Origin of the sequence: Acinetobacter sp. YH12233 (assembly GCF_013417725.1) — a bacterium.
Classification (GTDB): Bacteria; Pseudomonadota; Gammaproteobacteria; order Pseudomonadales; family Moraxellaceae; genus Acinetobacter.
This window is the reverse complement of the sequence record NZ_VPDK01000012.1, coordinates 15,298-38,037: the sequence shown is the minus strand read 5'-3', so window position 1 is coordinate 38,037 and position 22,740 is coordinate 15,298. Positions and strand designations below refer to the sequence as shown.

The window sequence follows — 22,740 nt, the reverse complement described above, 5'->3', positions numbered from 1 at the left end:
GTGACTTCATAGGTAACAATTTGTAGACCTTTGGTGGGCTTACAACCTTTCAACCAACCCTCAATCGGTTTTTTGCTAACGTCATTTGGCCAGCCTATCGCCTCATCGTTTAAAGCAAATCACTCAAGCGATTTAACAGTGCTTTACGGCTATTATTCGCCACAACAAAGCGCTTAAAACGTTGTTCAAACGCCGCTTCATCAGCTTTGAACTGATAGGCCTCAAACAGCTGATGCAGATAGCGTGATGCCGCATCGTAACCACTGGCGCAAGTTCGATCCGCTTGCTCTTGTGATTGCTGCCAGTAGTGCTCACGTTGATTGTAGATATACGTCAACGCTTTTTCTTTTTCCGCTTTTTCGATAGCTAATTTTTTTGCGAGTGCTGCGGCTTGCTCTTGCTGTAATTGACTTTGCGCTTGCTCAATGAAAGGAGAAATGACGGCGGAAGTTAACCAGTATTGATAGATCTCGTCTGTGTTGACAGGTTCTTTTCGCGTCAGCGCTAAGGCTTGGTGACGGGTTAGCTGGCCTTGCTCAAACAACGTGCGTAATAGCGTGTCTTTCTCTGCTTGCGAGAGATTATGGATCCACGCATCAAGCGTAAGCTGAGTTTGTTTGGCTTGGTGACTGGGTTGTTCGCTCAGCACCATGGCGAGCGCCTTAACCAATGCTAAGGGAATATCATACAGCGCAGCAAACGACTGCTCCTCTTCCCTGAGGTGCTCAAAATCGAATTGAATTAACGGCACTCGCTCAACGCCATCATTAAAATCAAACGCTTTGAGCCACATTAAGTACACAAGGCGCCAATCCCCTTGCATTAACCCGCCGCGTAAAGCGGCTAAATGCTGGAAAAAGTCGTCAGCATGCTCATCGTCAAAATACTCATCACACTCCTCAAGGGAAAAAATCAGCAACTGCCACTCATCGTTTTCGTGAACATGAAGTCCATCACTTGAAAAGCCAAGTAACGCATCTGGAAGCGTTCCTGCTGGTAGCTTGATGTATACATCGATTGAGCCCCAATCGGCATAGTAAAAACCGATATCAAAGTATTTTAACATCAGCTCAAAAGGCTCGGCCTTTAGATCACTGTAGGTGTAATACACCTGAAAGGCCGTAGCGCTGATCTCGGCACGGCTTGAAATGGCTCTGAGTGCTTGACGTGCTTTAGCATCTAAATACCCATCCAGACGCTCAAATTTATAGTATTGAAATTCGCTCACGGTGACCTTGCTATTTATTTATTGTGAATTGAAAAGTTTGTTTTAACAAAGGCTGTACCTGAATCACTCTGGCGACTTGTTCAGCGTTTATATAACGTCTTGGGTCAATCGTTACAAATCCCCAAAACTGCAAAAATCGCTCAATAAATCGTGATTCGATGAGCATACTTAAGTTTCTTTCTGGCGAGAAGTAATCATCCGTAGGGAATACCAGCAATAGATTAGGGAAAGCTGTCATCACCTCTTTCACAAGCTGCTCCACACTGTTGTGGCTTTGAATACGCCACAGCATAAACAACCAAAAAGTGCGCAAGTCGACATCGTATTCGAAACTGTCCAAATAACCCCAGTTATATTTGCTGATAGCGGCCTCTAACATAGGTTTGAAAAAGGCCTGTATGCCTAGCGCTTGATACTGCTTTTGCGCTGATTTTTTTACATGGTAGCGGCCACTGCGCCGATAAATAATACCGCTAATTTCGGCAAGCACTCGGGTGTAGTGCAAGGCATTAAATTTGTCTTCATTGCTGCCCGAAAACTCGCTGATGCTTATACTACGTTCTAATTGAGCAACGGCAAACTCAGGCAATAACTCACTGGCCTGTTTAACCAACTTAGCCGGTAAGTTGCCTTTACTCGTGGCTTTGAAGGAGCCTTCTTGCGCCATGGCCTCATCAAGAATGAGGGCTAGATAACGCATTATTGGGCTGGCAGAAAGAGAGTCGGGAGTGCAAATTGTCACCCACTTTAATTCATCAAAAGGCGCATAAAGCCAATTGGCCATTTGCGTTGGCGTTACGCCACAAAAATCGGGATGAGGTTGATGATTGCGTTCTTGCACTTTGTGCTGCAAAGCGGCATTGAGTTCATCAAGACTCAAATTTGGGTTCATTGCCAGCATGGTTTCAACATCATCGAAGACTTGGGCATGTTGCTTGGAAACGCTGCTCATACAACAACGTTTAAATTTTTTACCACTGCCACAATGGCAAGGATCGTTTCGGCCGAGCTTCATTACTGTCCCTTCTTATTGTTATAGAAAAAGCGCTGCATTTTCTTGTTTACGCTGCTCCAATGTCTTAGCAATCACGGACATTGTTGTTTTACTGATCCCTTGTTGCTTGGCAAGATACGTAAATTGGCTGATGGCTTCTGCGACTTCTTCAATAACTTGCTTTGCATCATTCCAATTCGCAAAGCCAGCACTAGTAGCAAGTTTTTGCATCACCTTAAGCGATGGCGCTTTGCCATAACCGCCGAAAGCAGTGGCGTGTTCGTTGAATGGATGTGGGCTGTAGGTAACATCGTAAAAAGGTGCAGGGTTCCATTGACCGTCATCCGCTTGCAAAAACGCCCAGTTTTTACTGTGGTCGTCTTGGTTAGACGACAGCAGGTTAAAAACGGCACGGCGAAATTGCAGCTGCCCAGCAGCAGGAGATTTACACAACTGACGGCTGGCTTTGATCAAGTCAATATAATCTAAACTTGGCGTTCGAAAGTCTGCATCCAGCAGCCCGCAAGCGCTGTGCATATGCAAGCGACCTGAACTGCGATTACCGCTTAAACGGGCCTGCTCCGTGACATAATCAAAACGCTTAAGCGCCAACCAGGCAGACGCACCGCTTGTAGTTGGTGCTTCAATGAGTTGCCAGACTGGTGGTTGGCACTTGGCAAGCTCGGCCATTTGCAAATAAACCGCTTCACACAACCCTTCTTCATGCCCGAGCGCGAGATTTTTCGAGGTAAACTTAATCAGCCAAGCCTCATCTCCAGGCTGAGCAAAGGTTCGACAATGCTGAGTTTCCCCTGCAGGCATATAAATCTGCGCCTTAGGCCTTGCTCCACCCGAACTACCACCGGCGACTAATGCGGCCAACACCTGTTGCGTATGCCCATCTAACTCATCGTGATTATCATCCATATAATCTGACATTGAAGCATCGAACAGCGTTTGTGCTTCTAAGCCCAAGGTTGCTAAATCAATGTCCGCGTATGTCGTGGCTGAAAACTCAGACACCGGAGCAAAAGACAGCGCTCCCATGCCTTTATCACCGACAAAGGCCAGTCTATCCATCGCCGTTAATTGATTAGGTAGGATGCCCTTTTGCCGGAAAATACGATCTTGTAACAACATGCCCCAGCCATCGGGCAAACAATCCCCAAATACGCCATGTACACCTTGGTGCGGCGCTTTAGGTGCGGCTTGAACTAGCGTATTCGCTTGCAAGGTAAACGGTGATAAATTGCCAAACTGCTGCAAATAGTCGTCAGTATACTGAAAAAAAACGCCTTGCCGATTCTGCGCCAAGACTCCAACAGATATCTGCTCACCTGAGCTTAGCGTACGAGTAACATTAAGCTTCTGAATCGGTTTAAAACTCATCTTTTAGCACCTCATCAATACTCATGGGTATAGCAGCGCGTTCTTTGCTAAGTTGCGTGAGCTGATAAAGCCTATCTAGCGAATCAAGTGTCTGCCATAGCAACAGCAATTGACGAAATGAAATTTGCCCGGTCAGCTCAAATTTCTTAATGGTGGCCGCAGGTACGCAGCTTCGCTCAGCCAATGCAGCGCGCGACAGCTTTGCCTGCTTGCGTAACTCACGTAAATAAGCCGCATAAGCTTGGCTTACATCGGTATCATCAAGTAAGGTAAAATTCATCCGCAAAGACCAAATGGATACAGTTATATCCATTATAGCGAAATAAAACATAAAGTGGATACTATGATATCCATAATTGCGTAGAGTGTTGAAAAAATCACTCGATAAAGCCCTTCAAAACTGCTATTTTTAGACCCTAACAGCAGCATAAGATTAACCCGTTAGGTCAGGTGGCCTAACTTAAATAAAAAAGTCTCCGACAAACCCGGTACGGTTCAGCCATATATAACTCCATCAACCTGATTTTTTACCATTCGGTTTACCTAATTAATCATCACAAAATTATGTTGGTGATTATTTGGTAAATTTTTAAAAACTTATGTGACCAAAATTAAACGATCTTAATAAACATTAATTCCAATAAAAATATTTTAAAACGTAAGTTATTGATGTTATTGTACTTATATACACAGCAATTTATACAATTTAATGTAAATTATGTTGGTGACTATTGCCAAGGTTGGGGTTTCTGCAATACTTGAAATACGTTGTGCTAGATCTTGATCTAGCCGGTATTTATTAGGCAAACGTATTTGTTTTTCTATCCCCAAACTAGGTTCATAACTATTGGCTTGTTTTCGCTCTAGTTGTGTATCCGTCTTACGTACTTGCATACCGGCTGTAACAGTCCACGGATTTTGCCCTACTTTTAATCCTTGTCGGGCAAAGTCTGCATAATCTTGCTCTGATATTGCAGCACGCACATTCGGATGTTCTACTAGACTCTGTTGTACTGCTTCAAGTGGTGGCAAAGCAGCTTCAAGTTGAGGTTTTGCAATTGCTGTCGAAGCCACTGTAAAACAATAGCCCAACCCAAACAGATACCAAATTTGGCCTAGAAGTGTTGATTTAAATTTGATATTTAATGTCATTAGTCAAGTGCTCCTTGGCTCATATAACCAGAAATTAATGTAGGTATGACCCAATAAAAACAATCACTTGATTTAAATTTTTGCTGAATATGCGCCAAAACCAATGATACAGATTCGTGTTGTACAATCAGCAATATAAGATTCCGTTCAGTTGCTCCGCGAATTTTTTCCTGAACATTACGATAATGTTGGCGATTACCAAACCCTTGTGCGTTGACACAAGTACACCCTGAAATCAACTCAGGAATTAACCACAAATGCTCCATAAGTTCTTCAGCAATATCAGAGGACACGTTAATAGAGAGTTGGCATATTTCAGACATGATGATCTCGCGCTAAACCAAATTTTTTAAACAAGTTAGGAAGTAAAATCAGAGTCAGCAAAGTACAAGAAATAAGCCCTCCAATCACAACTATCGCCAATGGACGTTGAATCTCGGCACCAGGGCCAGTAGTAAATAACAATGGGATCAAACCTAAAGCTGCAATACTCGCGGTCATCATGACTGGACGTAAACGGCGCATAGCACCTTCACGAACAACTTCCTCAATTGCAACACCACGAGAAATCAGTTGATTAAAATAACTAATCATCACTAAACCATTCAGTACAGCAATCCCCATCAAGGCAATAAAACCAACTGATGCAGGAACAGATAAATACTCACCTGTTAATGCTAATGCAAATACTCCACCGACTAACGCAAAGGGAATATTGACGAAAACCAATACGGCTTGACGCACCGAACCCAAAGTCGTAAATAGTAAAAAGAAGATCATTGTTAATGCAGCAGGTACAACAAGCATTAAGCGAGCAGCCGCACGTTGTTGGTTTTCAAATTGCCCCCCCCATTTGAGTGAGTAGCCGGTTGGTAACTTGACTTTCTCTGCAACCAATTGTTTTGCTTCATCTACAAAACTAACTAAATCACGATCACGTACGTTGGCACGTACCACTGACATTCGTGATGCATTTTCACGATCAATTTTTACGACACCCTCAGTCTTAACCACTTCTGCTAAAGATAACAATGGCACTGCAGCTGCATTCTCAATTGGCAAGGCAATATTGGAAAATTCAAAACTCGACTCTCCCAAACGTGGATCCCCTTTCATCATTAATGGAACAGGGCGCCCCTGTTCAATAATGGAACCTATTTCTTTGCCTTCCACGAGCATCTTGAGTTGGGCTTGAACATTTTGACTGTCCAATTGATTTCGTATAGCCATATCACGATGGATTCGCAGCTCTTGATACTGTACTCCCGAATTTTCGAGTGTCATGACATCTTCATTGCCTTCAATGCCTTGTAGAACTATTACAATTTGCTTTGATAAATCATTAAGCTGGTCTAAATCACTTCCAAAAATTTTGACAGCCAAATCTCCTCGTACTCCAGACAACATTTCTGAAGTGCGCATCTCTATGGGTTGACTAAATGTTAAGTTCACGCCAGGAACATCTTGAAGTACAAGACGAATTTTTTCTAAAATTTGCTCTTTATTTTTGACTTGCCATTGCGTTTGTGGTTTTAGCACAATGAAACTATCTGTTTCATTTAACCCCATAGGGTCTAATCCCAATTCATCAGAACCTGTACGTGCCACAATTCTTTCAACTTCAGGCACTTGTTCCAAAATACGTTTTTGAATATCCAGATCTAATGCAATTGAGTTTTGTAAGCTAATCGAAGGGATTTTTTCTAACTGTAAAATAGTATCTCCCTCATCCATGGTTGGCATAAATGACTTTCCAATGAATGGGAAAATCAATGCAGCCAGAAGTAAGGTACCACCTGCTAAGACATAAATCTGTTTAGGATGGGCTAAACTCAGATTCAAAAGTTTTCGGTAACCAGTTTCTAATTTAGCTACTAAAAAGGGTGTGTGATGTGCTTTCGGTTTTAGAAAGAATGAACACAGTACAGGAATCACTGTCAAAGAAAAAATTAGTGAACTTGATAAAGCAAATACAATTGTTAAAGCCACAGGTGAAAAGAGCTTCCCTTCCAATCCTTCAAGCGTGACCAATGGAATAAACACTAACATAATAATGATCATGCCTGCTGTGACTGGTACTGCAACCTCAGACACTGCGCGGTAAATCATATTTAATGGCGGTAAAAAAGAACGTTGCGGTGACTCTTTTGCTTCAGCAAGTTGCATTTCAATATTTTCAACCACTACAACTGCAGCATCCACTAATAAACCAATCGCAATCGTCAAACCACCTAAAGACATTAAATTGGCACTTAAACCAAAATGGTGCATCATCAAAAAAGTACTTAGTGCAGATAATGGTAAAACTGCCGCAACCACTAAAGCAGACCTTAGGTTTCCTAAGAACAATAAAAGTAAAATCAAGACTAAGACAATAGCTTCTAATAACGTTTTACTTACGGTATGAATGGCTCGGTTTACCAACTCACCACGATCATAAAATGGTTCAATCGTTGTACCCTGTGGCAGAGTTTTTTCAATGTCGGACAAATGCTCACGAACATGTTGAACGACTTGACGTGCATTCGCACCTTTTAAAGTTAATACAATACCTTGGACAGCCTCACCTTGGCCATTTTCAGTCACTGCACCATAGCGTGTGAGTGCTCCAGTATGTACCTGTGCAACATCTTTAACCCGCACCAATGTTCCTTGATGGCTAGAAACAATAATATCGCCTAACTCTTCAAGGTTTCTGACGCGGCTATCGCTTCGGATCAGTAATGACTCTCCATTTTCATTAAGCCGCCCAGCACCATCACTGGCATTATTTAGCTCGATTGCCTGTTGTAGCTGTGTTAAAGATAAGCCTCGTGCCGCCAGGGCCTCTAAATTAGGGGTCACTTCAAATGTACGAACAAGTCCCCCCAAAGCGTTAACATCGGCGACCCCTTCAATTTTACGAAGTTGTGGACGAACCACCCGATCAAGTAGAGTTCGTTTTTCCATATCACTGAGTGGCCCATGTAAGGTAAACATAAAAGATTCACCTAATGGGGTCGTCATGGGTGCAATTCCACCTGACGTACTACTTGGTAATGCAGACATCACATTACTTAAACGTTCATTCACCTGTTGTCTAGCCCAATAAGGGTCAGTGCCTTCAGCAAAGTCTAATGTGATAATCGCAATCGCGTATTTAGATTGCGAACGCATTACTGTCTGATGAGATATTCCCAACATTTCTTGTTCAATGGGTACAACAATACGGCTTTCCACCTCTTCGGGCGTCATGCCGGGCGATTTCATCACAATTTGTACTTGCGTACTTGACACATCAGGAAAAGCATCAATTGGTAGTTTCGTAAAAGCAATGTAGCCTGCCACACTGATCGCCAATGTGAGCAATAATATTAAAATGCGCTGACTAAGTGAAAAGGCGATAAGACGTTTTAACATATGTCTCACCTCAACGTTCTGTAGTGCTAATAGGTGCTTGCTCTGCACCAAAGCCAGACCACACCGCCTTGAGACGCTCTACACCACTGATAGCAAGTTGCATTTTGGGTTTTAATTTTTCAGCTGTAATATAACTTTGCTGCTGATCAGCTGATAGAACTTCAACCGTTACAGCTTCAAACCCCTTCTGATTTTTAACAAAAATAATGTGTTTACCATCTTGTGAGGTTATGGCAGTACTTGGTACTGGCCATGCTGCAATTACTGTTGGCTGCTTACTTTGAACATGAACTTTGACAAATTGTTGCACCCGCAAACAATTATGTTTGGTATCCATTTGTACGATGATATTTTGAGTTTGTGTATTCCCTACAAGTGCTGGAGCGATATTTTGTATATGCCCTGTAATATCACAACCTTCAACCTGAACAACATCCCCAATATGCACATATTTACTGTCAGCTAAATTAGCTTGTAATAACAATTGTAACGGTGAATCAGCGTTTACAAGTTGACCTAATACTGTACCAGCCTCAACATACTGACCTGTAGAAACCTGTAAGTTTTCTATATAACCACTTGTTGGGCTTTTAACATAGACAATGGAATTTAGACTATTTACCTGCCCTCCTCCCATAAATTGCAGCATTCGCTGTTTTGCACCTAAGTTAATATTAAGACGCTGTACTTGATTCTGTGCCTCTTGCACACGCTTCTCGGCAATAATGCCTTCAGCATATAAGCTACGTTCACGTGTTAAATTTTGCTGGGCTAATTGTTGTTGAGCACGAAGCTGCAATATTTCATTTTGAATCTGAATTAAATCTGGACTATGTACAGCAAGTACATGATGATTCCGGGTAACTTCTGCCAAGGGTTGTACCAAAACTTGCTGCACCATTCCTGAAACAGGACTAGTCAGTACAACTTTGCTTTCTGGTGACCACTGTACTTGCCCTTGTAAAATAATTTGTTTTTGTATGTTAGTAGAAGAAGCACCTAATGTGTGTAATTTGATCCCAACTTGCTCAATTTGTTTTGAAGAAATTAAGATTTGTTGCTCTGAGACTTCAGGACTCCTCTCAGCCTCTGAAACCTGTCTCTCTACTTTAGCCTCTATATTTTTATTCGAGAGCAGCTTACTTCCCCACCATAGCCCAAGGCTAATCAAGATCAAGACGCTCATTAGATATAATAGTTTTTTAAAATTTAGTACATCTACTCGCTGATCCACTCGTTTCATCCTTCAAGAGATTTTCTCTACAAAGCTAAGATTAAGTTCTTAAGATCAGATTAAGTTTATAAACCTATTTCAGACTGCATAGGCCCAAGTGAACCGTATTGGGTTTGTGGGAGACTTTTATTTAACTGATGTTACGTAGTAAGTGCATTTTGAGCATCTTCGCTACTACATGTTGTAGTCGATTTATAAATTATTAATAATCATTATATTAAACTATATATTGTTATTATTTCTCACGAAAATCAGCATCAAAACATAGGTGACTTTTATAAACTAAAATGTCTAAAATGAAGTGACCAAAACCACATTAAATGATCTAAATTGATCAAAATTTTACTCCACCAAAAACTATATACCAGTAATCAAATCATATACTTATAATTAAGGTCATTTAATGGAATAAATCTCGGTGACCTTGCCAAGGTTGGGGTATTTTTATGATCTAACTTTTACTACTTTGTAGCAGGAATCACAGCCATACAATCAATCAATCCCAACCTCGGTAATAGCTTAAAAATATTACTAATAAAAATAGAACCAAATTAAATTATGCACACCAAAACTATAAATTGTGTCTACTTTTCTACACTTACACAATAAATACCGTTAGATTACTTGAAAAGTAAACAGTTAAATAGTAGAAATGTATCATAGTTATATTTTAATAATCTAAATATGTGCCGTGGAACGCGTAAACAAGTAACTTCTGAATGTTCATTTAATTTTGATAACCCCAAAATTATCTTCAAGCGAGATCTTTCTAAACTCGCATTAAACACTCATCCAGATTTTGCTGGCATTCATCACTGCTATCACATGGCCTTTCGAGCTCTACGATTAACTTCTCATTTTCGTTTAGCATCAAACAAACTCAATGTTTGGTCTATAGCAGGAATATCCAATTTCTGGATCGCTGATAATTTTGATTTGTACCTGCATCACATGAAGCTTCCGCCTTCACCTCAGGAATTACATGTATATACGTTCCCACCTGATGCCAACTTACAACAACAACTCAAACACTATGCAAGCTTTGAATTCTTAAGTTTTTTGCAAGCAAATACTTTTGATATACACAATTTAAATCCGCAGCATCTTCAGCAAGCGATCAACCGATATATTTCGACTGAAGTTTTACTCGACTTTAATCGCTTACATTCATTCAAAGCACATAAAACGCTCAGTCTTGAGGGGCTTGGTAAGTTACTCAATTTTAGCCATACACAACTCCACAATAGAAACAGAAAAATCCATGCACGTCGCCAGCATCTACTTGACGAAGTCAGCAAGCAATCAAAAGTCGTCGATCATTATTTAAATCAAAATGATTTTTCACCAAATCCAACAGATTTTTGGAATTGTTCATATGCACGAAAGTGAAACTAAGCCCCTTCCTCAACCCAAAATTTTATTATCAGACTTATTAAAAAAGCTTTTTAATGCAGAGGATTTGTGTCTTCATGCACATATTAACTTTATCGCAGATCTATTGGTTTACCATGACTGCTCAGATTATCTTAAGGGGCTTGTTCTCAGTGAGATTGAATCTGATATTTCTACAAGTTCACCACCTCGCATTCCCGCTACTCTCCAAGCGTCTAGAAAATCTAAAATTGGTGATTCCCCAATCACGTATTACATCAACAGTATTGCCAGCATTTATCATGCGCACACGGAACTACTCACCTGGAATGTGCTCGTCCTTAAAGCAGCACTATATTTATTAGCATTGCCGCAGATCAAACCAGATTTATTTGAAAAACAACATACAGAGCATCTCAATACGATTAAGCGCTTATTTCAGCGTTTCCGCGTTGCAAACAAGTCTTTTTTTGCAAAAAAAAAAGATGCTCACGCATTAGATTATCAAGCATTCTTAACTCTTAAATTCCCTGCTTTATTTCTATCATTAGAGCAATTTGTAGAGTCTGCTCTTCAACCTGAAGCAGATCAAGAACTAAATGATTTTCAGAAAAATTTCTGTGATGAATTACGTATTGCATTCAATTATGTACTAAAAAGCCGTCCAAAAATTGCCAAATCAAGTGTAGATAGTAAACTGCAATATCGTACATGGGATACCGATGGAACTATTAACGAAATCATTGAGACTAAAAAAAGTAATAGAGGTTTAGCTAATGAGCAAGCCCTTGACGAGCAAGAAGACCCCTCTGTTATTGTTCAAGCAGATCAGATTACACCACTTGCCAGACATTCTAAAAATGCCCAACGTATGGCACTTTCGTTAATTCCAAAACATATGCAACGACAAGATCATTTGCTCACTGCAAGTTGTTTACTCCCAAGTGTTTATACTATTTCTGACCTAATTACATACCTGTATCATGATGATAAAAAACATAATGATAAAAGCGTGCTCGTTGTATTACTTTGCTTAATCACAGGCGTTGGCTTTAAAGACTGGTTAAATTTTCAAAAAAGGCGTGTAAAAAGATTAAATCATCGCCAAGTCATTAAATTGCAAAGTGACCAATACTATCTCTCAACCAAATTCAGCATTTTTGAAGATGCAACGTTTGAATATCCGGAGTCACTGATCAATAACACCGTTCATTTAGATATCCCTATCCCAAATCACTTTATTGATCGTATCAAAGCAGAACCAATCATCACTGAAGATGAGCTAAAGAAAAAAATTAGAATAATAAAAGATGAAGTCAAAATTCCTCAGCTGAACTTATCAAAAACTAGCTCATTACTGCATCATGTTATTTTGCAAAAAACAGGCAATAGGCAACTTGCTGACATCATCACTGGTGTAGATGCAAGTCACTCTTCTTCAAGCTCTTACTGCCATTACAATGTAAATAAATTACAAAAAAATTATGTCAAAGTTTTATCTGAACTATGTACACAGCTCGCTGAAAATGACTACGGTGATATTGTCTATAGTGATCAGTCCATCTGCTTTGGTAGCCAAAAAGCACCAAGTAAAAATGTCATAAAGGACATCCTTTTCTATCTTTACACCAAAATTTATACGACTTCAGATAACGACTGGGTAGAAAGTTTTAATGCTTATAGCATTTGGATGTGGCATATCCTACTTTTGTTTACCGCTGCACGACCTGTTCGGGACTTTCCAGGTTTTTTGAATAATATAAGTTTTCAGCAACAGACAATTATGCTGTCTGACAAAGAGGTCGGTGGTAGACGTGGCTTTGGACGCTTGATTCCACTTTGTGCATTTCTCATCGGTGAATTAAAGAAATATCTTCGTTTCCTCGAACATATCCAACAACATTACATGGCGATTAACCGCGAAATCTCAGCCCAAATTGATGCCATATTTAATAATGAACAGCCTCTGTTAAATCTTTTACAAAATGGCACACTCACTCCGCTTACACCTTCCAATGTGCGTGACTTTCATCCTGAAGTTGGGTTAGCACATCCCAACTGGCACCGCCATACAACACGTGCCTTTCTCACCAACAAACAAATCCCCGAGCCTTTAATACTTGCACTTTTTGGACATGAAGCCTTCCAACAGGAAGCCGCACATCCATTTTCTAGTTTGTCTCTGAACCAATATCGCGCGCTCGCAACACATTTAAATGAAATGCAGGAATATTTTGAAATTATTGGAGTGAATTTAAATGTCCTCATCGCTTAAAAAAGCAGATCAACTGTTTGCCGAAAAGAAACGAGAACTTACTCGACAATTAAATGAACAAAAAATTCAAAATGAAGTTCATGCTTCACTCCGCAAATATTTTTCAGAACAGCAGTTTGATCAGAATCCACATTTGCTAGGTGATTACGGCGAGGTTTATAGCCACATCAAGAAAAACTCTACGAGTAAAAAGTGGATCAAGTTTGCATATGATTTTTTTGAAGATTACATCAAAGAGTTAAATGCTCAGCATCGCTTGGATTTAGAGCTGCCTCATGCTGTTTTAGATATTAAAAGAGATAAGCCTATCGTGACCATGAGCTGGAATGCCGATGGTCATGAAATAAATGACCTCGTACAACAGCTTTATAATTATTGGGAATTGGCTGAAAGCTGTGACTCATTCTCAAATGAGGAAATCGTGGGCAATATTATATTGTCTGCCATTCTATTTGGTGGCTTAAATGAAAAAGCTGAACTTAATGCCTTGCTTGAACACCTCAGAAATCCAGTAAAAGTACGCCATTATAAAGACCTTAATATTCTTTTTTTAGAATCCCATTCTAATCATTATGGCGATATTTTTATTGATGAATATACTGTTCGAAAATCTAGAAATTTTATTCCAGACCCCGTCACACGTCTGTGGCTAATACATTTTAATCTGAGAGATATTCGACATGTTCATCTTCCCGTAGAGGGCTATCTTGAGTATATCTTTCGAAAAATAAAGAAAAAGTTTAAAAAAAATAGCTTATCGCATTTACTTCAGCATGCTCGCTACAACTGGTTACAGCTTCCCAACGTAGATATAGATCCGGCGCTCTCTGAATGCCTCATCGGGAATTTACTCAGTTGTGGTTTACCCGAACAAGAGTTTGAGCGTTTTGTGCAACCAAAATTTAAATATAAGCATGAGCTCACTACTGAAGTCATTCATCAGTCTAAGAATTTACCTCCACAAACTGTTTATTTGCATCATGAGCAAGATGCACTAAAAGATGTACTAAAAATTCATAAAGACTTATTAAAAATTATTCGTCTTCGCCAAACAGATGCCCCAATCTATCAACTCATGATCGATTATTGTATGGAGAATGCAAAACTCTTTAATGAATACAGTAAACGAATCACCCTGTGGTTAATTAGTCTCTTTAAACCACCTCAAGAAGATATAGATCTGCTAGCTCAGAGATTTGATTTTTGCGCTACAATTTTTGCTAAAATCATTTCCAACAATAGCCAGTTAGCCAAAAGCTCAATTTACACATACTACACTCGAATTGGTGAGCCTTGGCTAATCTATTCTTTACAATATCAATTTTCTGAGGACGATGAAGAAACACGCCTGCAAAAAATATATGCACAGATTTATCAAAATAACTGTATTGCTGAAAGTCTGCTCGAAGATACTGTTAAAAAATCGGCTGCTCAAATTGTAAAAACACTCAAACGTTTTCATCAATTTCAAGAACAACTATTCGATGCCCCAGCATTCACTTTAGAGACGCTGGATCAACAAACCAGACCACGCACACGTATTATCAGCCCAGTCACATTTCAACTGTTAATCAAAAAACTTCAACAAGCACATCTACAAAATATCATCTCTCAACATGACTATGAAAATCTTAGTCTTATTTATACGCTTGCTTACAGAACTGGGATGCGAATTAATGAAATGATTGGTTTACGTATCAAAGATACTGAAGGATTAAACAGAATATCATTATTGGTCAAGCCATATGGGTCAGAAAAAATAGGCAATGAACACAGATTAAAGACTGACAGCGCGCAACGTAGCGTGCCCGTGTATTGCTTACTCAAAGCATCTGAGTATCAACAATTTCATCAATATGTTGTCAAACAGCGGTTAACAAAAAAACCGAATGATTATTTATTCAGTCAGTTCAATGAGAATAAGAAACTCAGCCAGCACATGCTGACTGCACCCTTTAAAAATTTTATGGATCAGTTATTCAAGCAACATCACTATACATTTCATTCATTTAGACATTCTGCAGCAAATCATTTAGCATTAATTTTTAAATGTGATTATCATTTTTTGTCTGATAGCCTCACAGACTATACGGAAGTTGAATATAATCAGCTCAGGGCTGAGTTATTACGTAATTCAATTGATCAAAATCATTGGATTATCATCGCACATCTTTTGGGGCATCTCGAACCCATCGAGACCTTTAAAAGTTATATTCATGTAGCTTACTTTATTGCAGGTTATCAATTTTCCAAATATCGCCCATTACTAAGCAATGGTTTGGTTAAGAAAATGCTGGGGATAAGCAATTCAACACAAGAGTTACATTTTCTAAAATCGCTCAATGATCAGTCTGAATTCAATTTTGAAATGCATGCTACAACGCTCTGTAAACTCCTTCTAAACAATCAAGAAAAATGGATAGCGAGCAATGCTCACACACTACATGCAGAATTAGAGGTAAATCAAACGCAAGAACATTGTATTTTTGACTATTTTGTCGCGACTCCAGAATCTAAAATCGATCTTGATCTATTTTATAAGGCACTCTGCTTATTAGAGTTATACAAATATGATACGGAGCGCGTAGCACAAGAACTTTGCCTATCTCATGAGCTCATCAAGTATTGGTATGACAATGCAATCCAACTCAAACAACTTAAATCTAGAAAAAACAATCCAAGACTTTTTCATATAACCGAACTGCAATACATCAAACCGTCAATGATTGATACTAATGAGGACCTTTTATTGGTCACACATTTTTTTAACTATCTACAAGCCTGCTATCAAAAGTCACCTGAAAATATTAGGTATGTCTTAGAATTCTTTATTAATCACGTAACTGCTTCACATACAGGTTTACATTCAACGCGGAAAAATATTCAGAATCTGGAAAAATTCTACTATGCGGCCAAAGATCTGTTTCCTGCCAACATGTGGCATTTACTTGGAATAGATATGGTTAATTTTTTAAACAAAGAAATTACGCCGAATCTACTCAAACTTGCCAAGGCAAATCAGAAACTAGAAGGTTACCCAACAACAAAAGAAAATAATGCACGCTTACAGCTATATTCCTTAAAACAAGGCAAAGCACTACCGGCTTTTAAATTTTGTTTACATCTGGCTTGCATTGGTAGGCCTGCTCAATTGCAGTTAGAAATAAAATGACTTCAATAAATCATCGTAACGGATACTGCTTAACTCTCGTGCTACACCTAAGTTTTAATGGTGAGTGTCTGTTTTAATTTTTTTTGGGGGTTATACAGTTAATTAATGCTGATAAAAGCCTAGGCTGGCCATATATAATTCCATCAACCTGATTTTTTACCATTCGGTTTACCTAATTAATCATCACAAAATTATGTTGGTGATAATTTGGTAAATTTTTAAAAACTTATGTGACCACAATTAAACGATCTTAATAAAAATTAATTCCAATAAAAAATATTTGAAAACGTAAGTTGTTTATTTCATTGTACTTATATACACAGCAATTTATACAATTTAATGTATATTATGTTGGTGACTATTGCCAATATCGGGCTTTGGATTTTGATGCTGTATTGATTGAATTTAATGGGGAGGATGATCATGTTCATTTATTAATTAATTACCCACCAAAAGTTGCTATTTCAAATTTAGTGAATAGCTTAAAAGGTCTATCTAGTCGCCACCTTAGAAAAGACTTTCCTGAAATTAAAAACAAACTTTGGGGTGATTCTTTATGGTCGCCAAGTTACTTTGCTTCAAGTTGCGGTGGTGCGCCATTAGAAATTATTAAACAATACATCGAGCAACAACAATCACCTCATTAGAATTAAAAATCGAGCCTTATATCACCTCCATAAATGAGGGTGTTTTACGGCTCATTGGATAAATAAACATAAACGTCGACTACTCCCAGATCATTTAGCAACCGTACGTATTGAGCATGAATCTGCATCAACGCAATACATCTGTGGGTGCACACTGCGTCGTATCGGCGAATATCAGTGAAAAATTGAATTTCAGACCAGCGCAGTTCTATAAAGAACAGCATGTGCGTGGTAAATGGGTTTGTGATCAATGTGACACCCTGACTCAGCAAACGATGCCTGCCTATGTGATCGATAAATGTATTGCGACACTTGAGTTACTTAGCCATGTGCTGGTATCCAAATATGCTGATCACTTACCGCTGTATCGTCAGCGACAGATCTTTCTGCGCGCAGGTGTAGATCTATCTAGATCCACCCTGTCAGATTGGATTGGTCGCTGTGGTGTAGACACTTGAACCTCTGGTCAATGCCTTAAAACAGGTGGTGCTGCAGCAAGGGGGTGATCTATGACTTTCAAGAAACCGTTCAGGTCTGCATGCAGAAGAATTCCTGAATGGCTGGCAGGGACATCTGGTCTGTGATGATTACAGTGGTTATAAAGCACATTTCAAATCAGGTCAGATCATTGAAGTAGGTTGCATGGCACATGCATGTCGTAAATTCCATGAACTGCATATCACTGGGAAAAGTCAGATTGCTGAACAGGCACTGGTGCTGATTCAGAAATTGTATGCGATAGAAGCAGAGTTAAGGCACAAGACCGACGGTACAGCGCAACAACGCTGCGAATACCGGCAACGGCATAGTCAACCAGTGATGCAACAACTATATGAATTGCTCAACCAACATCATCTGATGGTGCCATCAAGTTCTACCACCGCTAAGGCAATCAATTACACTCTAAAGCGCTGGCAAGCCTTAAGCCGCTATTCAGATGATGGTAATCTATCTATTTACAATGATTTGGTGGAGAACCAAATGCACCCTTGGGCTTTAAGTCGTAAGAACTGGTTGTATGTTGGATCACTGCGCAGTGGTCAGCGAGTTGCTAACATCATGACATTGATCCAGTCAGCAAAGTTGAATGGTCTAGATCTGTATGCCTATTTAAATGGTGTACTGCAAAAGTTGCCGACATACAAAGTGATCCAAATTAAAAGATTGGCATAGAGTTTAGAGGATACTTACAAATCAATGGTATCGCCAAGTTGATCGTCATCATCTTTAGCTAAAACGGTCTTTAGCTTATCATTTGTGGCTAGACGCAACAGCATCAAATATCTAGCTTAAGAAGCATCTCAGAGTAAATTTTTACAACAAAGCTAATAAGCTTAGGCTATTTTAATAGTTTTCATGATCCGCTGCTTTATACAAAGGCTATAAAAATATTTAGTAATTTTTTATCTAAATTACTCTATATACTTAAAACTTGGTTGATCTCCCTATCTTAACCACACCATTTTTTGAGCACTGAAAAACTTTTTTCTGCAAAAATATATGAGGAACAACAAAAGTGTAAAATCTAAAAATAATATCTATTCTTTTAACTATTTTTCATTCAGCTATACACACAGATATTTTGTATCCAATTTTCTTAGTACTTGAATTCTTCAGTGATACATTAAAAAATGTGTAGCAAGTTGCTACACTTTTCCTTAGACAAGCTCTTTACCAAAAATATCATTCAGCCTATCACGAATACTTTGTACAAATTCCGGATTATTTTTTAGTTTATGCTTCATATTACGTTTAAAGTCATTCAAGCTCATACCAACTTCAGCAAAATCCATTTGGAATAAAGTGTCATTAATAACAATATTTGCTTGAGAGTCAGTGAGACAACCAATTTTTTTAAACCACTTCTTGAACTGCGAATACTTTTCATCATTATTAAAAATGTACCAGGAACGTACATTCGTATCGAATTTTGCCCCCAATTCTTTTACTAATGCATTCTCTTCAAATGGAACATCAAGATAAATTTTTTCAATTACAGCAGTTTCATTTAGTGTTTTATCAGTAATACGCTGATGCAGTTTAAAATTCACCCCCACAATTGGGCGCCCTTTTTTTATGGTTTCATACTCTAGTTGTAGATCTGTATTTTCGTTAATTTCTGCAACTATTTTATCTAATACATAGCGTCTAAAATCTACCCAGCGATCATATTTAGTTTCATTAATATCAATCAGAGCTTTCAAGTTTTCTAAAAGCATTGGGACTTCATAACTCTTTTGGCTTGCGTACTTGAATTCATTTTTAATGAAATACGTATAAAGACTCATACTAGCAACAGAATCCAAGGCAAACAGATGTTTCAATTGATAGGTGGTGAAATTCCCCCCAGCCAACTGCGTGAAATACGGTAACACCTCACTGGTAAAACGAATCTGAATGGCATTTTTAGAATCATCTTCCCATCTTAACTCACGGATAATAGGAACGACAGAATGTACTTTTTTAGTCTTTCTCTTACCATCATCAGTAGGTTCCTCAATAATAAAATGAGCCACCCTAGATGAAAGTTCTTTATAAATCCGGTCTATTGCAACATTAATCGAATTGCGTTTATTCAATCCTAGTAAATCTGCCAAATCATCCTTATACAGATAAATATAGGTTTGTTCTGTGATTTCACCATTTACCCTATTTTTCTCACTATAATTTGCAACAGCCATTGCATATAGGAGCGCCTTATATTCATTGGCTGATAACTCAATTGGGCGAATTAAGCGGTTACTAGTGCTAACAACGCCATTATGACGAATATTGCCTATACAGTAAGGAATATGATTCAATTCTTCTTGCAATGATTCTGATTCTGTCATAACCGTGATATTTATATATTTAATTCTATTTTTATATACAAAAGTGGAAAAACTTTCAAGACTTTCACCACAAGAATCTAAGAGTGGAAGGCTTGTCATCAGAAATATGCATTTTTGACGATTTATTGTCCTTAAAGTGGAATGAAATATATTATTTCCACCATATAGTGACAGACCTTCCACCTTTAGCTCTAAACTAACAGTTCAAAATACCCATTTTCACTTATTTCTTCCAAATTTAGGTATGCTATGTCAGATAGAAACCTAGATGTGACAAGGCTTCCACCTTTCATTAGATTTGAAAGGTATAAATGAATAGATAATCATCAGGAAATATCCAATAAAAAAAATTTATCCACAGGGTGCTAACACATAGTGACAAACCTTCCACCCTTAAAGATTGTTTAGCCAACTTTATCAACAAATTAAGTATTTATTTTTGCAAGAGTTTTTTAAAAAATATAACCTTTTTAAAAATAGTAGTGACAAACCTTCCACTCTTGTGACAAACTTTCCACTTTACGGTGACAGACCTTCCACCTTTGAGTGACAGACCTTCCACCTTTGAGTGACAGACCTTCCACCTTTGAGTGACAAACCTTCCACTTTACGGTGACAAGCCCTCCACTTTTAAACTTATAAGCATTTGTTTTATATAGCAAAAAAACAGTCTTAATTATTAATTAGCTAAATAAATAATTATACTAATTATTAATTAAGCTAGCTTATTTAAAAATTAGTTTTTTAAGTTGTTTTACACCTAAATAAATAAGATTTATAAATTTAAAAACTATAGTATGATGAGTGAAAGTTATTTATATTGTTAAACATTCAAATACGGAAGCATCTGACACGTATGTCTGCAAAAATTATTACGGTTGCTAACCACAAAGGTGGATGTGGCAAAACAACGACCGTTGTACATCTAGCCTCTGAACTTGCAAATCTTGGCAATAAAGTTTTAGTCATTGATTTAGATCCTCAAGCAAACGCAAGTTTACACATTGGGATCCAACATCCAAGCGAAATTGTTGTTACTTCAGCAGAATTACTCGTTGGTGATATTTCATTATTAGCTGATGCATTACAAGAAGAAACAAACTTTGAAAAAGTATCATTAATTTATGGCTCATTAAATTTAGGAAAAACTGAAGACCAGCTTAAAGAAGAAGCTCCTCGTCCTTCAGAAGAATTAAGCATCAAGCTAGAACTGTTAAAAGATCTTTACGACTTCATATTAATTGATTGCCCACCTAGTCTTAAACTATTAACCAGTAATGCCTTAGCATCATCAACACATGTCATTATCCCTATCGAATCTGGATCACAATATGGACTGTATGGGGTAACAGATCTTTTAAACCATCTTGAAAAGATAAAACGTATTAATCCAGATTTAGAGCTTTTAGGCGCTTTACTGATTAAACATGATGAACGTCAGAATGTTTGTAAATTGATTCGGGATGAAGCTTTAAAACAGGTTGGAAAAATTTTACAAACTACCATTCCTCAAAGTACTAAAGTTAATCAAGCAGCAATTCTGCAACAGCCACTTTTGAAAGTAGAAAAAAATTCAAAAGTACGTAAGGCTTTTGAAAGCCTTGCTTATGAAATTGTAGCGAAAGTTTAAACCTGAGAGTATTATGGCAAGCACTAAAGAGCTTTTAGCTCAAAAATTGAAACAAAATACAGAAAAACATCAGCAAGCACAGAAAGACAATATTAAAGAGCTAAAAGAATTTAGACGTAATGTTCCTATTGAGGATATCAGTCGCAGTCCCAACCAACCGCGTAAAGTATTTGAAGATTCTCAATTAAAAGAACTGGCGGATTCTATTAATGAAATCGGCCTTTTGCAGCCCATTACAGTGCGTAAACTTGATAATCTGAAATATGAACTGATTGCAGGCGAGCGACGCTTACGGGCGCATCAATTACTCGGCAAGTCGGTGATTGAAGCCATTATCATTGATGCTAATGATGAAGAAGCATCTTTGTTAACCCTAGCTGAAAATTTAAAGCGTCAAGATCTGACAGATTATGAAATTTTTATTGGTTTGAACTCACTTGATGAAAAGTTGAAGAAGAACAAGCAACGTTTAGCTAATTCATTGGGTTTAAATCGCGAAGATATGTACAAATATCTATCGTATGAAAAGCTGCCTAAAGCAATGTTGAATGACCTGGATTTGGAGCCAGGTCTAGTCGGTCGTACTGCTGCAACAGCGTTCAAGAAATTTTTATCGGATCATATAGAGCAACTTTCGGAGGCGGAAACAGCTTTACTCGGTGCTTGGGAGAAATTAAAAGAAAAAAAACTGGAGCAAAGCAAAGTTACTTCTTATGCTGAAAAACTATTGAGTCAAGATCCAGAAAAAGTAACCACGACATCAGTGGTAAGAAAAATCGAATATGATGGTAAGGTTGCTGGAAATATCAAACTGAATCAAAAACAGCTCAATATCTCTCTTAAAATTTCAGAAATTGATGAAGCTAGTCTTTTACAACTAGAAGATTTTTTAAAACAGCTTATTCAGAAAAGTGAAAAAGTGTAGCAACTTGCTACACTTTTCAGTTTGCTCATAAAACTCTCACACTTACGTGAGAATTTTTTATAATTATCACATGCGAAAAATTATACCACCCAAACTGAAATTGATATGGTTACGCTAGAAGAGTTTATTCCTAAAAATTATCTTATACGTAAAATAGACAAAGCGATTGATCTCAATATCATTCATGAACGTGTCGCGCATCTATATTGTCCCGATAAGGAGACTGTTGAACGAATTTTGCCGTTGCAAAATAATTACAGGGTCTCTGTTATGCAAGTAACGCAGCAATGTTTACTGTCAGTTACAGCACAAAACTTGAAGAAAATCGCCTTGCACTTATCGAAGTTAATTTTTATTGTATTTTTTAGCCATCAATACGCTTAAAAATAAATCACTATGAATAAGCGATAGAAGTTTAGAAAATACCCCCACTTTAACGATCGCTAAAGTGGGGTTTGTGATTAGTCTGAAAAGTGTAGCAACTTGCTACACT

Annotated in this window: 16 protein-coding genes and 1 pseudogene; 8 read left to right on the top strand and 9 right to left on the bottom strand. The window is 38.1% G+C overall.

Going from position 1 to position 22,740, the window contains the following annotated elements:
* Positions 1-109 precede the first annotated feature (109 nt).
* The 8 genes from FTV12_RS07315 to FTV12_RS07280 form a co-directional block, all read right to left on the bottom strand.
* Entirely contained in the window at positions 110-1,228 is a 1,119-nt protein-coding gene (locus tag FTV12_RS07315) for a hypothetical protein (protein WP_179989052.1), read from the bottom strand.
* 10 nt (positions 1,229-1,238) lie between these two features.
* The gene (locus FTV12_RS07310) at positions 1,239-2,243 is read right to left on the bottom strand and encodes a YecA family protein (protein WP_070153169.1); all 1,005 of its coding nucleotides are present in this window, start codon (positions 2,241-2,243) and stop codon (positions 1,239-1,241) included.
* 18 nt (positions 2,244-2,261) lie between these two features.
* Positions 2,262-3,611 carry a type II toxin-antitoxin system HipA family toxin gene (locus FTV12_RS07305; protein WP_154320132.1) on the bottom strand — a complete coding sequence of 450 codons (1,350 nt, stop codon included), beginning with the start codon at positions 3,609-3,611 and terminating at the stop codon, positions 2,262-2,264.
* The gene (locus tag FTV12_RS07300; protein WP_070153163.1) at positions 3,601-3,891 is read right to left on the bottom strand and encodes a helix-turn-helix transcriptional regulator; all 291 of its coding nucleotides are present in this window, start codon (positions 3,889-3,891) and stop codon (positions 3,601-3,603) included. Before FTV12_RS07300 ends, FTV12_RS07305 begins: the two co-directional genes overlap by 11 nt.
* 401 nt (positions 3,892-4,292) lie before the next feature.
* The gene (locus tag FTV12_RS07295; RefSeq protein WP_228291711.1) at positions 4,293-4,763 is read right to left on the bottom strand and encodes a hypothetical protein; all 471 of its coding nucleotides are present in this window, start codon (positions 4,761-4,763) and stop codon (positions 4,293-4,295) included.
* A complete protein-coding gene (locus FTV12_RS07290; protein ID WP_004974301.1) occupies positions 4,763-5,086 on the bottom strand; it encodes a DUF3240 family protein in 324 nt (107 codons plus the stop codon). The genes FTV12_RS07295 and FTV12_RS07290 overlap by 1 nt, the downstream gene beginning before the upstream one ends.
* Complete coding sequence (locus FTV12_RS07285; protein WP_180033826.1) at positions 5,079-8,162, bottom strand: efflux RND transporter permease subunit; 3,084 nt, start codon at positions 8,160-8,162, stop codon at positions 5,079-5,081. The genes FTV12_RS07290 and FTV12_RS07285 overlap by 8 nt, the downstream gene beginning before the upstream one ends.
* 10 nt (positions 8,163-8,172) lie before the next feature.
* The gene (locus tag FTV12_RS07280; RefSeq protein ID WP_004974297.1) at positions 8,173-9,396 is read right to left on the bottom strand and encodes an efflux RND transporter periplasmic adaptor subunit; all 1,224 of its coding nucleotides are present in this window, start codon (positions 9,394-9,396) and stop codon (positions 8,173-8,175) included.
* Positions 9,397-10,080: 684 nt separating this feature from the next.
* Between FTV12_RS07280 and FTV12_RS07275 the strand changes: the two genes are divergently transcribed.
* The 5 genes and pseudogenes from FTV12_RS07275 to FTV12_RS07255 form a co-directional block, all read left to right on the top strand.
* On the top strand, positions 10,081-10,785 hold the full coding sequence (locus FTV12_RS07275) for a hypothetical protein (protein ID WP_094069346.1): 705 nt from the start codon (positions 10,081-10,083) through the stop codon (positions 10,783-10,785).
* Positions 10,772-13,042, top strand: coding sequence for a hypothetical protein (locus FTV12_RS07270; protein ID WP_070153152.1), 2,271 nt, complete (start codon positions 10,772-10,774; stop codon positions 13,040-13,042). Before FTV12_RS07275 ends, FTV12_RS07270 begins: the two co-directional genes overlap by 14 nt.
* A complete protein-coding gene (locus FTV12_RS07265) occupies positions 13,026-16,214 on the top strand; it encodes a tyrosine-type recombinase/integrase (protein WP_154320135.1) in 3,189 nt (1,062 codons plus the stop codon). The genes FTV12_RS07270 and FTV12_RS07265 overlap by 17 nt, the downstream gene beginning before the upstream one ends.
* A gap of 329 nt (positions 16,215-16,543) precedes the next feature.
* On the top strand, positions 16,544-16,861 hold the full coding sequence (gene tnpA, locus FTV12_RS07260) for an IS200/IS605 family transposase (RefSeq protein ID WP_257229519.1): 318 nt from the start codon (positions 16,544-16,546) through the stop codon (positions 16,859-16,861).
* Between the two features lie 61 nt (positions 16,862-16,922).
* A pseudogene (locus FTV12_RS07255) lies at positions 16,923-18,034 on the top strand (IS66 family transposase); the annotation flags it as partial.
* A 485-nt stretch (positions 18,035-18,519) separates the two neighbouring features.
* Here FTV12_RS07255 and FTV12_RS07250 read toward each other — a convergent pair.
* Entirely contained in the window at positions 18,520-19,692 is a 1,173-nt protein-coding gene (locus FTV12_RS07250) for a replication initiation protein (protein ID WP_094069347.1), read from the bottom strand.
* Between the two features lie 856 nt (positions 19,693-20,548).
* Between FTV12_RS07250 and FTV12_RS07245 the strand changes: the two genes are divergently transcribed.
* The 3 genes from FTV12_RS07245 to FTV12_RS07235 all read left to right on the top strand — a co-directional run bounded on the left by FTV12_RS07245 (position 20,549) and on the right by FTV12_RS07235 (position 22,631).
* Positions 20,549-21,322 (top strand): ParA family protein, encoded by a 774-nt coding sequence (locus FTV12_RS07245; RefSeq protein ID WP_094069344.1) that lies wholly within the window; start codon positions 20,549-20,551, stop codon positions 21,320-21,322.
* A 13-nt stretch (positions 21,323-21,335) separates the two neighbouring features.
* Positions 21,336-22,247: a ParB/RepB/Spo0J family partition protein gene (locus FTV12_RS07240; protein WP_070153141.1), complete on the top strand. Its 912-nt coding sequence runs from the start codon at positions 21,336-21,338 to the stop codon at positions 22,245-22,247.
* A 105-nt stretch (positions 22,248-22,352) separates the two neighbouring features.
* Positions 22,353-22,631 carry a hypothetical protein gene (locus tag FTV12_RS07235; protein ID WP_070153138.1) on the top strand — a complete coding sequence of 93 codons (279 nt, stop codon included), beginning with the start codon at positions 22,353-22,355 and terminating at the stop codon, positions 22,629-22,631.
* Positions 22,632-22,740 lie beyond the last annotated feature (109 nt).